The sequence below is a fragment of the Lysinibacillus xylanilyticus genome, from assembly GCF_001183605.1.
Lineage (GTDB): Bacteria > Bacillota > Bacilli > Bacillales_A > Planococcaceae > Lysinibacillus > Lysinibacillus xylanilyticus.
Map to the genome: position 1 here is coordinate 49,156 of NZ_LFXJ01000007.1, position 16,244 is coordinate 65,399.

At 41.8% G+C, this 16,244-nt stretch carries 11 protein-coding genes and 2 rRNA genes; 12 read left to right on the plus strand and 1 reads right to left on the minus strand.

Annotated elements, in window-relative coordinates:
* Nucleotides 1-79: 79 nt before the first annotated feature.
* A complete protein-coding gene (gene cysK, locus ACZ11_RS15105) occupies nucleotides 80-1,009 on the plus strand; it encodes a cysteine synthase A (RefSeq protein WP_049667382.1) in 930 nt (309 codons plus the stop codon).
* A 183-nt stretch (nucleotides 1,010-1,192) separates the two neighbouring features.
* On the opposite strand, the gene ACZ11_RS15110 is transcribed toward cysK, so the two are convergent.
* The gene (locus tag ACZ11_RS15110; RefSeq protein ID WP_049667383.1) at nucleotides 1,193-2,041 is read right to left on the minus strand and encodes a copper amine oxidase N-terminal domain-containing protein; all 849 of its coding nucleotides are present in this window, start codon (nucleotides 2,039-2,041) and stop codon (nucleotides 1,193-1,195) included.
* Between the two features lie 268 nt (nucleotides 2,042-2,309).
* Here ACZ11_RS15110 and pabB point away from each other — a divergent pair, with 268 nt between their 5' ends.
* The 11 genes from pabB to ACZ11_RS15165 all read left to right on the plus strand — a co-directional run bounded on the left by pabB (nucleotide 2,310) and on the right by ACZ11_RS15165 (nucleotide 16,107).
* Entirely contained in the window at nucleotides 2,310-3,719 is a 1,410-nt protein-coding gene (pabB, locus tag ACZ11_RS15115; RefSeq protein ID WP_049667384.1) for an aminodeoxychorismate synthase, component I, read from the plus strand.
* Nucleotides 3,716-4,297, plus strand: a complete 582-nt coding sequence (gene pabA, locus ACZ11_RS15120; protein ID WP_049667385.1) for an aminodeoxychorismate/anthranilate synthase component II — start codon at nucleotides 3,716-3,718, stop codon at nucleotides 4,295-4,297. The genes pabB and pabA overlap by 4 nt, the downstream gene beginning before the upstream one ends.
* Nucleotides 4,298-5,137 (plus strand): aminodeoxychorismate lyase, encoded by an 840-nt coding sequence (gene pabC / locus ACZ11_RS15125; protein ID WP_049667386.1) that lies wholly within the window; start codon nucleotides 4,298-4,300, stop codon nucleotides 5,135-5,137. It abuts the gene before it with no gap.
* Nucleotides 5,138-5,150: 13 nt separating this feature from the next.
* Nucleotides 5,151-6,005: a dihydropteroate synthase gene (gene folP, locus ACZ11_RS15130; RefSeq protein WP_049667387.1), complete on the plus strand. Its 855-nt coding sequence runs from the start codon at nucleotides 5,151-5,153 to the stop codon at nucleotides 6,003-6,005.
* Nucleotides 6,005-6,370, plus strand: a complete 366-nt coding sequence (gene folB / locus ACZ11_RS15135; protein ID WP_049667388.1) for a dihydroneopterin aldolase — start codon at nucleotides 6,005-6,007, stop codon at nucleotides 6,368-6,370. Before folP ends, folB begins: the two co-directional genes overlap by 1 nt.
* Complete coding sequence (folK, locus tag ACZ11_RS15140) at nucleotides 6,370-6,891, plus strand: 2-amino-4-hydroxy-6-hydroxymethyldihydropteridine diphosphokinase (RefSeq protein WP_049667389.1); 522 nt, start codon at nucleotides 6,370-6,372, stop codon at nucleotides 6,889-6,891. The genes folB and folK overlap by 1 nt, the downstream gene beginning before the upstream one ends.
* Nucleotides 6,892-7,077: 186 nt before the next feature.
* Nucleotides 7,078-8,118: a tRNA dihydrouridine synthase DusB gene (gene dusB, locus ACZ11_RS15145; RefSeq protein ID WP_049667390.1), complete on the plus strand. Its 1,041-nt coding sequence runs from the start codon at nucleotides 7,078-7,080 to the stop codon at nucleotides 8,116-8,118.
* 229 nt (nucleotides 8,119-8,347) lie between these two features.
* Entirely contained in the window at nucleotides 8,348-9,850 is a 1,503-nt protein-coding gene (gene lysS / locus ACZ11_RS15150) for a lysine--tRNA ligase (protein ID WP_201778537.1), read from the plus strand.
* A 498-nt stretch (nucleotides 9,851-10,348) separates the two neighbouring features.
* Nucleotides 10,349-10,621: a hypothetical protein gene (locus ACZ11_RS15155; RefSeq protein WP_049667392.1), complete on the plus strand. Its 273-nt coding sequence runs from the start codon at nucleotides 10,349-10,351 to the stop codon at nucleotides 10,619-10,621.
* 827 nt (nucleotides 10,622-11,448) lie between these two features.
* A 16S ribosomal RNA gene (locus tag ACZ11_RS15160) occupies nucleotides 11,449-13,000 on the plus strand.
* A 179-nt stretch (nucleotides 13,001-13,179) separates the two neighbouring features.
* A 23S ribosomal RNA gene (locus ACZ11_RS15165) occupies nucleotides 13,180-16,107 on the plus strand.
* Together the 16S and 23S rRNA genes form the textbook arrangement of a ribosomal RNA operon.
* Nucleotides 16,108-16,244 lie beyond the last annotated feature (137 nt).

Here is a 16,244-nt window from a genome sequence, read left to right on the forward strand (position 1 = left end):
ACAATCTAATGGAAAAATTGATAAAATCAAAAATAAGTAAAACCTATAAAAATAGTAGGGATTGGGAGTGGATTGATAAATGAGTAGATTAGCAAACTCAGTAGCTGAATTAGTTGGTAAAACGCCAATTGTTAAATTAAATCATGCAACAGGTGAAAACGAAGGTACTGTTTATGTAAAATTAGAATATTTTAACCCTGGTAGCTCAGTGAAAGACCGTTTAGCTTTAGCGATGATTGAAGCGGCTGAAAAAGACGGTACATTAAAGCCAGGTGGTACAATTATTGAACCTACTTCTGGTAATACAGGTATTGGTCTTGCGATGATTGCTGCTGCTAAAGGTTATAAAGCGATTTTAGTAATGCCAGAAACAATGAGCTTAGAGCGTCGTAACTTATTACGTGCATATGGTGCAGAACTTGTATTAACACCTGGACCAGCAGGTATGAAAGGTGCAATTTCTAAGGCGGAGGAATTAGCTGCAGAGCATGGCTACTTCTTACCACAACAATTCACGAACCCAGCTAATGCCGTTGTTCACCGTTTAACAACTGGTCCTGAAATTGTAGAAGCATTTGAAGGTTTAAAATTAGATGCATTTGTTGCTGGTGTAGGTACAGGTGGTACAATTACGGGTGCTGGTGCCGTGCTAAAAGAGAAATATCCAGAAATTGAAATTATTGCTGTTGAGCCAAAAGATTCACCAGTACTTTCTGGTGGTCAACCAGGGCCTCATAAAATTCAAGGCATCGGAGCTGGTTTCGTACCTGAAGTATTAGATACAGGTGTATATTCTTCGGTATCCCCAGTTGAAAATGAGGTTGCTTTTGAGGTAGCTCGTAAAGTAGCGCGTGAAGAAGGTATCTTATGTGGTATTTCATCAGGTGCAGCTATTCATGTTGCCATTGAAGCAGCAAAACGTTTAGGTAAGGGTTCAAATGTTCTTGCAATCGTACCTTCTAATGGGGAACGTTATTTATCAACACCTTTATATCAATTTGAAGACTAATCCAATTATTTGTATGTAAGGACTCCTTTAACGAGGGGTCTTTTTTTTAGTCGATTTGCACAAAATTTGTGCCAAATGAAAAGTATGATTTTGCAATCAATAATTAAAAAAAACTGCCCGTAAATGTTAGTAGTATAACTAACCTCTATGGAGCAGTTCAAAAAATATGATTAGGATAGACCTCTATACAACTGTATTACTTAAGACTTTTACGAAGCCATTGTTAGTGGCAGTATTAATTAATTGATTAATAGATTCACGTGCTTTAACAGTGGATAAATACCATTTATCTGCAGTAACATCATGAATTAATACTTCTGGGTATCCTTTCAATTCTTCATCCGAGAAGGGGCCATTTAAAGAATAAAGGTCAAACTGTTGAATGCTTTTATTTTCATGAATCATAAAATTATATTGTCCATCCTTATAATAGGAACCCGGATCGTCTAGATTAATTTGCCATGAATAGTTAGCAGGGGCATCAACAACTTTTCCTTTATTTTCAGTGAAAACTTTATATAAGGCTTTATTATAGGTGTTCCCTTGGATCTGTTGTACGATCCCACCCATTGTCATGTGGTATTCATATTGAGTAGCTTTTACTTTTACATTGTTTATAAGCAATGGCGCAGTATCTACTGTTACTGTGGAATTTTGATAATTGACCTGACAACCAAAAGTCTCTGCAATAAATCGAATAGGAACAAATAGTCTATTGTTCTTTAAATACGGTTTGACATCAAGTAATTCAGTTTTACCGTTTTTTATAACGGTGTTGCTATTCGGTTGTAACGTTATCTGCATTTTGTTATTAGTTAGTGTAACTTTTGAGTCTTTCCAATTTACTGTTGCTCCCAAATTTTCACTGATAACACGCAAAGGCACCATTGTTCGATTGTTCTTAACTTCTGGTGCCGCATCTGTAGTAACGACAACACCATCTATCTTAATAGTACTATGTGCTGCATATGCAGGTAGAGAAGTCAGCATGAGTATCATTGCGAGGAAAACCCCTGAAAAAATCTTTTTCATTGTGTAACAGCTCCTTTTTATAAAGTAAGTATACATAATTAGAAAATATTTCTATTTACTATTAATATAGCAAAGGCCCTTCTTTTAGACAAATTATAAAGTAAAAACACATATTTACTCTTTCGGTCAAATGACACTTGTGGCTGACGCTACATAAAACAATTGCTAAAAGGGTTTAATTTTATATGGTAATTGAAAAATATTCGCTTCAAAACAATATTCAAGTTAAGATGGAATCACATCATATGACTTAAAGGGGAATAGCAACTTGAAGACAATACTGACGAAAACAATATCGATGGATGCAGACTCGTTTTTTTATAGTTATAAGAAGCAAACAGAAGCAGAACAAGCACATGTATTTTTAGAAAGTGGACGCGGAGGAAATTTTACAATAGCTGCTTGGAATCCGCTGGCTATAGCACGATCAATCGAGAATGGTTTACTTGTAAATTGGAGAAATGGTGAGACTGAAAATTTAAACGGTGAACCTCTTGTTTTGTTAGAGAAATTAGTGGAGAACTATCACATTTCATATAATTCTGAGCTTCCTGTTTTTCAAGGTGGAGCTATCGGGTTTGTAGCATACGATTACGCTCGTAAAATTGAAGTGTTACCTAATACTGCTGTAGATGATTTACAAATACCAGATATCTATTTTTATATTTTTGATTGCTGGGCAGTACACGATGTGAAAACAAATAAAGTAACACTTATGAAGCTAGAAGACTGTAATGTGAATTTGGAAGAATGGGCTAATGTGTGGCAAGAGGCCGCGCAAGAGGGATTGCTTACACGTAAATTTGAAAAAACAAGCGCTGTAGAAATAGTGAATGACGAAAGTGAATTGTTAGTATCATTTGCTGGGACTGCCTTTGAGGAAGCGGTAAGTAAAATCCAAACATACATAGCGCAAGGCGATGTATTTCAAGTGAATTTGTCGGTACGTCAATCAAAAAAGTTAAACGCAACTGCAATGGATGTATATGAAGCATTACGTGCATTTAATCCTTCGCCTTACATGGCTTATATAGAAGCACCTGATTTTGCTGTCGTTTCTGGTTCACCTGAGCTTTTGGTGAAGCGTCACGGTAATGAGTTGTCTACTCGACCAATCGCTGGTACACGACCAAGAGGGAAATCTGAGGCAGAGGACTTAGCGTTAGCGCAGGAATTGATTGATAACGATAAGGAACGTGCTGAACATGTAATGCTTGTTGATTTAGAGCGCAATGATTTAGGGAGAGTATCTACATACGGGACTGTTGAAGTAGATGAGTTCATGGTGATTGAACGCTATTCACACGTGATGCACATTGTTTCCAATGTACGAGGAGAAATAGCTGAAGGGAAAACGAATGCAGATGTTGTCCGAGCCATGTTCCCAGGAGGAACAATAACAGGTGCACCTAAAATTCGTACGATGGAGATTATTGAAGAATTAGAACCTGTAAGACGAGGATTATATACGGGTTCAATTGGCTGGCTTGGCTACACAGGTGATATGGAGTTTAACATTGTTATTCGTACAGCATTTGTTAAAGATGGAGTAGCTCATATTCAGGCAGGAGCAGGCATTGTTATTGATTCTGTACCGGAAAGAGAATACCAGGAATCTTTAAATAAAGCGAAGGCGATGTGGCAGGCAAAGGCCATGGCAGAGGAGCGAGCAAAATGATTTTAATGATTGATAACTACGATTCTTTTACGTATAACCTTGTACAGTATTTTGGGGAATTTGGTCATGAATTAGTGGTAAAAAGAAACGATGCATTAACGGTGAAAGATATTGAGCAGCTTGCACCAGATATGATTGTCATTTCACCAGGCCCATGTAGCCCGAATGAAGCGGGTGAAAGTCTGAATATTATTAAGTATTTCGCGGGAAATATTCCGATTTTAGGCGTTTGTCTTGGCCATCAAGCCATTGCCCAAGTATTCGGAGGGAATGTTGTACGAGCTGAGCGTTTGATGCATGGTAAAACATCACCTGTGCTACATGCTGAAATAGGTTTGCACAAGGGGATGCCAAATCCATTTGCAGCTACCCGTTACCACTCCTTAATTGTAGAGAAGGAAACGTTACCGGCATGTTTTGAAGTGACGGCATGGACAGAAGAAGGGGAAATTATGGGCATTCGTCATAAGGACTATCCAATTGAGGGAGTGCAATACCATCCTGAATCGATTATGACGGAGCAAGGTAAAAAGCTTCTACGCCAGTTTATAGATTTGTATGTTGGGGGAGCGAAGTAAATGCTGTGCTGGATGAATGGAGACTACCTAGCGGCGCAGGATTTGCGCGTTTCACCATTTGATCATGGATTTTTATACGGTTTAGGCTTTTTTGAAACGTTTCGAACGTATAAGGGAAAGGTATTTTGTTGGGAAGCGCATATGGAAAGGTTGCAAATCGCGCTTTCTCAATATCGTATTCATATGCCGTATACCGAAGAGGATTTACTTAATGTTGTTCAGCGATTAAATGAACAGGACGATGGACAGGATGGGTATTTCCGAATAAATGTCTCAGCTGGAGAGCATAGCATCGGTTTACAGCCTACTGAGTATAGACAACCGAATGTTATTGTTTTTCGCAAAGAATTACATGACGCACCTCGAGGTATGGAAAAAAACGCACAGTGGCTAGTAACACCGCGTAATACTCCTGAAAAAGGGCTTCGAGTGAAATCGCACCATTATGGCAATAACGTTCTTGGGCGTTTTGAGATGCCATCTTTGGTGCAACAAGAGGGCTTTTTTTTAACGGAAAATGGTTTTGTTGCTGAAGGTGTAACATCAAATATCTTTTGGGTGAAAGATGATATACTATATACGCCTTCCTTAGAGACTGGTATTTTACCTGGAATTATCCGAGCGTGGGTAATTGAGCGAGCGCAATCTCTAGGGATTAAGGTAAAAGAAGGTTTCTTTACTAAAGAGGATGTAGAGCAAAGTTCAGAGTGCTTTATTACGAACTCTATACAAGAGCTTGTTCCAATTCTTAATTTAGAGAGCAAGCAGTTATTAGGCAATAAAGGGCCTGTTTATTCGCGTTTACATGAAGCATTTGTCGATGAAGTGGAACAAGAATAGAAGGAGAGTTAACATGCTAGAAAAATATACAACACCATTAACTATTAACGGTATCACGTTAGACTATACAGCAGAAACTTTTGTGATGGGTATTTTAAATGTCACACCAGATTCATTTTCAGATGGAGGAAAATACAATAACGTTGAAGCTGCTATTGCACAAGCGAAAAAAATGGTAGCTGAGGGCGCTAAAATTATTGACGTTGGCGGAGAATCAACACGCCCAGGTTATGAACGTGTTTCCGATGAAGATGAAATTGCACGAATTGTACCAGTTATTCAAGCTTTAGTAGCCGAAGTGCCAGCAGTTATATCGGTTGATACGTATAAAGCGAATGTAGCTCGTGCAGCCATTGAAGCTGGTGCGCATATTATTAATGATATTTGGGGAGCGCAAGCTGAACCTGGGATCGCTCATGTTGCTGCAGATTTAAATGTACCGATTATTTTAATGCATAATCGAGACAACACTGATTATGGTGCTAACCTCTGGATGGCGGCAAAGGCCGACTTAGAGAAGAGTATTGCTATTGCCAGGGATGCAGGTATACCAGATAGCCATATTATTTTAGATCCGGGCATAGGCTTTGCGAAAACTACCGCTCAAAATATAGAAATGATGCAGCATTTAGATGACTTAGTTGCAATGGGTTATCCTGTTTTGTTAGCTACTTCACGTAAATCAATGATTGGTAATGTCTTAAAGCTACCAGTTGAGGAGCGTTTAGAAGGAACAGGAGCAACGGTTGTTTACGGTATTGAAAAAGGCTGCCATATGATTCGTGTGCATGATGTAAAGGAAATGGCGCGAGCTACACATATGGCTGATATTTTAGTTGGTAAGCGTATTTTTAAGGAGGAAGAGTGATGGACTATATTCATTTAAAGGATATGCAGTTTTACGGCTATCATGGTGTGTTAGCAGCGGAAACAACACTCGGTCAACGCTTCCGTGCCAATGTTTCACTTGCTGTAGATATGACAAAGGCTGGAGAGACTGATGACTTAAATCATACGGTAAACTATGCAGAGGTTTATGCGTTATGCCGTGACATCGTAGAAGGAGAGCCGTTCAAGCTTATTGAAGCACTTGTATCCAAAATAGCAAACAGTATTTTAGAGACATACTCAGAAAAGGTTAAGGGTGTTCGCGTGGAGCTTATTAAACCAGACCCGCCAATCCATGGTTATTATAAAGAAGTATCGGTAGAGGTAACGAGAGGTGATTTCTAATGAATGATGTGTATTTATCAATCGGCACAAATATGGGAGATCGATTTGAAAACTTACAAGATGCTGTTACCCTTTTAAAGGGCAAAGAGGAAATTGAAGTTGTACACATTTCTTCTGTTTATGAAACAGCTGCTGTAGGCTACACTGACCAAGCAGATTTTTTAAATATTGCTGTTAATATTAAAACGAGTTATTCATCTTCCGATATGCTGAAAATTTGCCAATGGGTTGAAAGTGAACTTGGGCGTGTTCGTGAATTTCGATGGGGCCCTCGAATCATAGACCTTGACATTCTACTGTACAATCACGAAAATATTGAAACAGAGAGCTTAATTGTTCCACATCCAAGAATGTTCGAGCGAGCTTTCGTATTAGTACCACTAATAGAAATTACGCCTGCACCAGTTGGAAAACAACTGCAAAGGGCGCATGATATAATGCAACAGATGGATTGTGAAAAAGAAGGCGTAAATTTATGGCTTGCATCAGCAGAGCTAAAAATTATGCAGTCTGTTAATTAAGTTTCTAATCTGGTAGTCAAAGATTATTGCTGAATGGATTGCCTATAACTTATGTCAGTGGGTATCCGAACATCCGGTTAAAGCCTATGGACGCAGTTATACCGAGGCATAATTGATTTGCATAGCATTAACGATAGATATTTATATAGAGGAAAGTTGAAAACCTCTAGAAGGAGGAAAACAACGTTGAGTCAGACAACTGAGAAGCCGTTTCAAATTGGCGATATAGTTATGGACAACCGTGTCGTATTAGCACCAATGGCAGGAATCTGTAACTCTGCTTTCCGTTTAACTGTTAAGGAGTTCGGAGCAGGGCTAGTATATGCAGAAATGATTAGTGATAAAGGGATTGTCCAGAAGAATGCAAAAACACTAGGCATGCTTTATATCGATGAGCGTGAAAATCCACTTTCATTGCAAATTTTTGGTGGTGATAAGACAACTCTAGTGGAAGCGGCCAAGTATGTAGATGAAAACACAACTGCAGATATTATCGATATTAATATGGGTTGCCCAGTTAATAAGATTATTAAATGTGAAGCGGGTGCCCGTTTACTTTTAGATCCGAATAAATTATATGAAATGGTAGCAGCTGTTGTAGATGCAGTAAAAAAACCTGTCAGCGTAAAAATGCGTATTGGTTGGGATGACGAGCATATCTTTGCTGTTGAGAACGCACAAGCTGCCGAACGTGCTGGTGCTTCAGCGGTAGCTGTTCACGGACGTACACGTGTACAAATGTACGAAGGAAAAGCAAATTGGGATTACATTCGTCAAGTGAAAGAAAATGTGAAAATTCCTGTGCTTGGTAATGGTGATGTAGAAACTCCTCAAGATGCAAAACGTATGCTTGATACTACTGGGGTGGATGCGGTAATGATTGGACGCGCGGCTTTAGGTAATCCATGGATGATTTATCGTACAGTTCAATACCTTGAAACTGGTGAGCTAAAGGAAGAACCAAGTGTACGTGAAAAAATTGATGTGTGCTTGCTTCACTTTGAACGCCTTATGCAATTAAAGGGAGAATCTGTGGCGGTACGTGAAATGCGTAAACATGCTTCGTGGTATTTAAAAGGTATTCGTGGTAATGGTAAAGCGCGTAAAGCGATTAACCAAACGGAAACTGCGGTAGAGCTTCGTGCGCTATTAAATGGAATTGCACAAGACTATGAAGAGTTTGAATCTAAATTAATAGTACCAGAAGCGAAACAATTAATTCTTTAATTTCTTTCAGCAATTTTTTTCGGTAGCGACAGCTACAATTATGCGAAGGCTAAAGAGGCGTCTCGATGTTCGTGTTGAGACGTCTCTTTTTTTGCTAACATCAATTTTTAGAATTATTAATCATTTCTTCTCTTATGGAAATTAAAACGAAACAGATGATTACAGCAATAAAATTGTGTACAATAGAAATATTATGGACGTAAACGCAACGCGGACAATTTAATAAGGAGTGAAACAAGTGTCAAACATAGAAGAATTAAATGATCAGCTTTTGGTGAGACGCCAAAAAATGACGGCTATTCGAGAAAATGGTCAAGATCCATTTGGTAGTCGTTTTGAACGTACGCATTTATCAACAGAAGTACGTGAACAATTTGCAGATCAAACGAAAGAGCAGCTAGAAGAAAACCTTCAAGAAGTAATTATTGCGGGTCGTATTATGACGAAACGTGGTAAGGGGAAAGCTGGCTTTGCACATATTCAAGATTTAGGTGGCCAAATTCAAATTTACGTTCGTCAGGATCATGTTGGCGAAGAAGCATATGAATTATTTAAACAAGCTGACCTAGGCGATATCGTAGGGATTCGTGGTAATGTATTCCGAACACAAGTAGGAGAGCTTTCAGTAAAAGCTGAAGGATTTACATTCCTATCAAAAGCTTTACGCCCTATGCCTGAAAAGTTCCATGGCTTACAAGATGTTGAGCAACGTTACCGTCAACGTTATTTAGATTTAATGACGAATGAGGATAGTAAAACAACATTCATTACACGTTCTAAAATTATCCGTGCTATTCGCAATCATTTAGATAATGCAGGATATTTAGAAGTAGAAACACCAATGCTTCATACAATTGCTGGTGGTGCGGCGGCTCGTCCGTTTATAACACACCATAATGCACTTGATATGGAATTATATATGCGTATTGCAATCGAGCTGCATTTGAAACGTCTAATTGTTGGTGGACTAGAGAAAGTATATGAAATTGGTCGTGTTTTCCGAAATGAAGGGATTTCAACACGCCACAACCCTGAATTCACAATGATAGAGCTGTATGAAGCTTATGCGGATTACAAAGATATTATGTCTCTAACTGAAAACCTTATTGCTCATGTAGCTCAAGAGGTTTTAGGTACTACTACAGTTCAATACGGTGAAGATGAAATTAATCTTGCTGTAGGATGGAAACGAGTTCATATGGTAGATGCAGTAAAAGAAGCTACAGGTGTAGACTTCTGGCAACCTATGACTAAGGAACAAGCTCAAGCGCTTGCTAAAGAGCATGGAGTAGAAGTTAAAGAAACGCATGAAGTAGGGCATATTATTAATGAGTTCTTCGAACAAAAGATTGAGGAGACTCTTGTTCAGCCTACTTTTGTTTATGGTCATCCAGTAGAAATCTCACCTCTAGCAAAGAAAAATCCAGAGGACGAGCGTTTCACAGACCGATTCGAACTATTTATCGTTCGACGCGAGCATGCCAATGCCTTTACAGAACTAAATGATCCTATTGACCAACGTGAGCGCTTTGAAGCGCAGTTAGCTGAAAAAGCAGCTGGTAATGATGAAGCACACGAAATGGACAATGATTTCATTGAAGCATTAGAATACGGTATGCCTCCAACAGGTGGGTTAGGTATTGGTATCGACCGTTTAATCATGCTTCTTACAAATTCACCATCAATTCGCGACGTATTATTATTCCCAACAATGCGTCATACTACTAAATAGTAGTTTTAACTTCTTTCAGTATTCATCTCCCACCTCTATAGGTGGTGAGATGAACACTGGTTCAAGTTACTTTTCATCGGGTATACAAACATCCGCTGAAATAGAGGAACTCAGTCTAAGAACGCCACGTCCTGTGGCAACGACTGAGTAACCAACTTCGTGTTGGCCTAAAGCCCATTCCGGACGCAATTATGCCGAGGCATAATTAATAAGGACGTAGCACGACTACTACTAGGGATAAAAAGCGGTAGTCTAACTAGAAAAAGAAAGCTTTATTAAAAGGTTATCTTGCAAAACAGGAGTCGAGGTGTAGAAGAAGCACTAAGACTCCTGTTTTGCATCTTCTGCAATGAAATAGTAAATATTTATAAGTTTAAATTAGAAAGAATTACGTAGAGTATTTAAATGATGAATGAATATAAGGTATACTTTTAGAGTTCTATAATTTGCAGATTAAATAGAAATAGACATTATCAAAAGTTTTATTGGAGGCTTATAATGAATTATAAAATCTTTAACAAACAAGTATTTGAACAGGCACAAGTACGCTCGGTTTCAGATGTCCTGTTAACTGAGGAAGAGCTTGAACATGGTATGAAATTGGCGGTTTCTAAGTCAGATCCAACTCTTACTTTATATTTAGTGGATTTAAATGGTCAGAAGAAATTCGATGTCCGTTGGGATGATTCCTCTGAAATTTTCACCGGCTGGTATTCGGCGTGGGATAATTTCACTTGGTGCCTAGATGTAGCTGATAAAGAAAATAATTAAAATTGGTTGATTTTTTAGTTTAAAAACTTCCAATTTTGAATACCGCTTTTGAAAAGGGAACATATTATTGTATCTTACTTATGATTTCTTTATTCTTGTTTTCTGTAGCGGAACAATAAAGTTAAAAAGTAACAACCATGAGTAAGTAGGAGTCGAGGTGCGGCAGAACCACTTTGGCTCCTTTTTTTCGTGGTTGAGTATTTGTTAGGCAATGGCGCATTCCAGTGTGTATTTGATATCTTTGATGCTTTACCAAGGGAAGCTTTAGAAAGTATTTTTGAAAAAGGACTTATTTTGAAACTCTTCTTATTTAGTTTGTTGAGATTTATGAGAAAGAAATGTATAGTAAAACAAATAAAGTGATAGCTAGAAGATTATAAGAATCATTTAGTGCTCGAAAAATCATAAAATAGCTCACTAATTCTATATTTATAAAAAAAGATATTTTTATAGCAAAAAACACTTGCGGTTATACTGGAATCATGATAAATTATTACTTGTCGTTAAGACGACGCAAGAAACGAAACGGATTCAAAAAACATTAAATAAAGATGTTGACATTGAAATCGTAGAGTGATATTATATAAGAGTTGTTGCTTTTGAAGAAGTGAAAAAAACTTCTAAAAAAGAGTTGACAACGAAAACGAAAAAATGTTATACTATAAAAGTTGTTGAAACAAAACAACAACGAAATGAACCTTGAAAACTGAACAAGCAAAACGTAATCAATAAAGTTTTTAGTAGCTAACCTTGAGTTAGTGAACAAAACAAAATTTTGGACATCAAACATGATGCCAGCAAAACAATTTGAGCTAATCAAATTTCTTTTTATGGAGAGTTTGATCCTGGCTCAGGACGAACGCTGGCGGCGTGCCTAATACATGCAAGTCGAGCGAACAGAGAAGGAGCTTGCTCCTTTGACGTTAGCGGCGGACGGGTGAGTAACACGTGGGCAACCTACCCTATAGTTTGGGATAACTCCGGGAAACCGGGGCTAATACCGAATAATCTGTTTCACTTCATGGTGAAACACTGAAAGACGGTTTCGGCTGTCGCTATAGGATGGGCCCGCGGCGCATTAGCTAGTTGGTGAGGTAACGGCTCACCAAGGCGACGATGCGTAGCCGACCTGAGAGGGTGATCGGCCACACTGGGACTGAGACACGGCCCAGACTCCTACGGGAGGCAGCAGTAGGGAATCTTCCACAATGGGCGAAAGCCTGATGGAGCAACGCCGCGTGAGTGAAGAAGGTTTTCGGATCGTAAAACTCTGTTGTAAGGGAAGAACAAGTACAGTAGTAACTGGCTGTACCTTGACGGTACCTTATTAGAAAGCCACGGCTAACTACGTGCCAGCAGCCGCGGTAATACGTAGGTGGCAAGCGTTGTCCGGAATTATTGGGCGTAAAGCGCGCGCAGGCGGTCCTTTAAGTCTGATGTGAAAGCCCACGGCTCAACCGTGGAGGGTCATTGGAAACTGGGGGACTTGAGTGCAGAAGAGGAAAGTGGAATTCCAAGTGTAGCGGTGAAATGCGTAGAGATTTGGAGGAACACCAGTGGCGAAGGCGACTTTCTGGTCTGTAACTGACGCTGAGGCGCGAAAGCGTGGGGAGCAAACAGGATTAGATACCCTGGTAGTCCACGCCGTAAACGATGAGTGCTAAGTGTTAGGGGGTTTCCGCCCCTTAGTGCTGCAGCTAACGCATTAAGCACTCCGCCTGGGGAGTACGGTCGCAAGACTGAAACTCAAAGGAATTGACGGGGGCCCGCACAAGCGGTGGAGCATGTGGTTTAATTCGAAGCAACGCGAAGAACCTTACCAGGTCTTGACATCCCGTTGACCACTGTAGAGATATGGTTTTCCCTTCGGGGACAACGGTGACAGGTGGTGCATGGTTGTCGTCAGCTCGTGTCGTGAGATGTTGGGTTAAGTCCCGCAACGAGCGCAACCCTTGATCTTAGTTGCCATCATTTAGTTGGGCACTCTAAGGTGACTGCCGGTGACAAACCGGAGGAAGGTGGGGATGACGTCAAATCATCATGCCCCTTATGACCTGGGCTACACACGTGCTACAATGGACGATACAAACGGTTGCCAACTCGCGAGAGGGAGCTAATCCGATAAAGTCGTTCTCAGTTCGGATTGTAGGCTGCAACTCGCCTACATGAAGCCGGAATCGCTAGTAATCGCGGATCAGCATGCCGCGGTGAATACGTTCCCGGGCCTTGTACACACCGCCCGTCACACCACGAGAGTTTGTAACACCCGAAGTCGGTGGGGTAACCTTTTGGAGCCAGCCGCCGAAGGTGGGATAGATGATTGGGGTGAAGTCGTAACAAGGTAGCCGTATCGGAAGGTGCGGCTGGATCACCTCCTTTCTAAGGATATTTTCGGAATACAAACCTAGGGTTTGTAAGATTACGTTTTGCGTTCAGTTTTGAAGGTTCATCATAGAATGAAATACTTCAAAACTTGTTCTTTGAAAACTGGATAAAACGACATTGAAATTGTAACAAACACATTTATTTTTTAAGTTTTTTTATAGGCTTAATAACTTGGTTAAGTTATTAAGGGCGCACGGCGAATGCCTTGGCACTAGGAGCCGATGAAGGACGGCACTAACACCGATATGCTTCGGGGAGCTGTAAGTGAGCTTTGATCCGGAGATTTCCGAATGGGGGAACCCACTACGTTTAATCGCGTAGTATCTTGACGTGAATACATAGCGTCTTGATGGCAGACCCAGGGAACTGAAACATCTAAGTACCTGGAGGAAGAGAAAGAAAAATCGATTCCCTGAGTAGCGGCGAGCGAAACGGGAAGAGCCCAAACCAAGAGGCTTGCCTCTTGGGGTTGTAGGACACTCTATACGGAGTTACAAAAGAGCGAGTTAGATGAAGCGACTTGGAAAGGTCCGCCAGAGCAGGTAAAAGCCCTGTAGTCGAAAGTTCGTTCTCTCCTGAGTGGATCCTGAGTACGGCGGAACACGTGAAATTCCGTCGGAATCCGGGAGGACCATCTCCCAAGGCTAAATACTACCTAGTGACCGATAGTGAACCAGTACCGTGAGGGAAAGGTGAAAAGCACCCCGGAAGGGGAGTGAAATAGATCCTGAAACCGTGTGCCTACAAGTAGTTAGAGCCCGTTAATGGGTGATAGCGTGCCTTTTGTAGAATGAACCGGCGAGTTACGATTACGTGCGAGGTTAAGCTTTAGAAGGCGGAGCCGCAGCGAAAGCGAGTCTGAATAGGGCGAATTAGTACGTGGTCGTAGACCCGAAACCAGGTGATCTACCCATGTCCAGGGTGAAGGTGAGGTAACACTTACTGGAGGCCCGAACCCACGCACGTTGAAAAGTGCGGGGATGAGGTGTGGGTAGCGGAGAAATTCCAATCGAACTTGGAGATAGCTGGTTCTCTCCGAAATAGCTTTAGGGCTAGCCTCGTGATGAGAATACTGGAGGTAGAGCACTGTTTGGACTAGGGGGCCATCCCGGTTTACCGAATTCAGACAAACTCCGAATGCCAGATATTTATACACGGGAGTCAGACTGCGAGTGATAAGATCCGTAGTCAAAAGGGAAACAGCCCAGACCACCAGCTAAGGTCCCAAAGTAATCGTTAAGTGGAAAAGGATGTGGCGTTGCACAGACAACCAGGATGTTGGCTTAGAAGCAGCCATCATTTAAAGAGTGCGTAATAGCTCACTGGTCGAGTGACGCTGCGCCGAAAATGTATCGGGGCTAAACGATTCACCGAAGCTGTGGATTGACATCTACGATGTCAGTGGTAGGAGAGCGTTCTAAGTGCGTTGAAGTCAGACCGGAAGGACTGGTGGAGCGCTTAGAAGTGAGAATGCCGGTATGAGTAGCGAAAGACGGGTGAGAATCCCGTCCACCGTATGACTAAGGTTTCCTGAGGAAGGCTCGTCCGCTCAGGGTTAGTCGGGACCTAAGCCGAGGCCGATAGGCGTAGGCGATGGACAACAGGTTGATATTCCTGTACCACCTCCTCACCGTTTGAGAAATGGGGGGACGCAGTAGGATAGGGTAAGCGCGCTGTTGGATATGCGCGTCCAAGCAGTAAGGCGTGTGTGTAGGCAAATCCGCACACTATAACGTTGAGCTGTGATGGCGAGTCCGTATGGACGAAGTTCCTGATTTCACACTGCCAAGAAAAGCCTCTATCGAGGTGAGAGGTGCCCGTACCGCAAACCGACACAGGTAGTCGAGGAGAGAATCCTAAGGTGTGCGAGAGAACTCTCGTTAAGGAACTCGGCAAAATGACCCCGTAACTTCGGGAGAAGGGGTGCTCTTGAGCGTGCAAGCGCATGAGAGCCGCAGTGAATAGGCCCAGGCGACTGTTTAGCAAAAACACAGGTCTCTGCAAAACCGTAAGGTGACGTATAGGGGCTGACGCCTGCCCGGTGCTGGAAGGTTAAGAGGAGTGGTTAGCGCAAGCGAAGCTGCGAATTGAAGCCCCAGTAAACGGCGGCCGTAACTATAACGGTCCTAAGGTAGCGAAATTCCTTGTCGGGTAAGTTCCGACCCGCACGAAAGGCGTAACGATCTGGGCACTGTCTCAACGAGAGACTCGGTGAAATTATAGTACCTGTGAAGATGCAGGTTACCCGCGACAGGACGGAAAGACCCCGTGGAGCTTTACTGTAGCCTGATATTGAATTTTGGTACAACTTGTACAGGATAGGTAGGAGCCAGAGATCTCGGAGCGCCAGCTTCGAAGGAGGCGTCGGTGGGATACTACCCTGGTTGTATTGAAATTCTAACCCATGCCCCTTAGCGGGGCAGGAGACAGTGTCAGGCGGACAGTTTGACTGGGGCGGTCGCCTCCTAAAAGGTAACGGAGGCGCCCAAAGGTTCCCTCAGAATGGTTGGAAATCATTCGTAGAGTGTAAAGGCATAAGGGAGCTTGACTGCGAGACCTACAAGTCGAGCAGGGTCGAAAGACGGGCTTAGTGATCCGGTGGTTCCGCATGGAAGGGCCATCGCTCAACGGATAAAAGCTACCCCGGGGATAACAGGCTTATCTCCCCCAAGAGTCCACATCGACGGGGAGGTTTGGCACCTCGATGTCGGCTCATCGCATCCTGGGGCTGTAGTCGGTCCCAAGGGTTGGGCTGTTCGCCCATTAAAGCGGTACGCGAGCTGGGTTCAGAACGTCGTGAGACAGTTCGGTCCCTATCCGTCGTGGGCGTAGGAAATTTGAGAGGAGCTGTCCTTAGTACGAGAGGACCGGGATGGACACACCGCTGGTGTACCAGTTGTCTTGCCAAAGGCATCGCTGGGTAGCTATGTGTGGACGGGATAAGTGCTGAAAGCATCTAAGCATGAAGCCCCCCTCAAGATGAGATTTCCCATTACGCAAGTAAGTAAGATCCCTCAAAGACGATGAGGTAGATAGGTTCGAGGTGGAAGTGTGGTGACACATGGAGCTGACGAATACTAATCGATCGAGGACTTAACCAAAATGTTTGAAACATTCAATGCACCGTTTATCCAGTTTTGAAAGAATAAGAAAGTTTTTTTAAAAAAAGCTTGCAATTATAACGAAATGTGTTATAATAAATCTTGTCTTTAAAATAGTCTAGTGATGATGGCAAAGA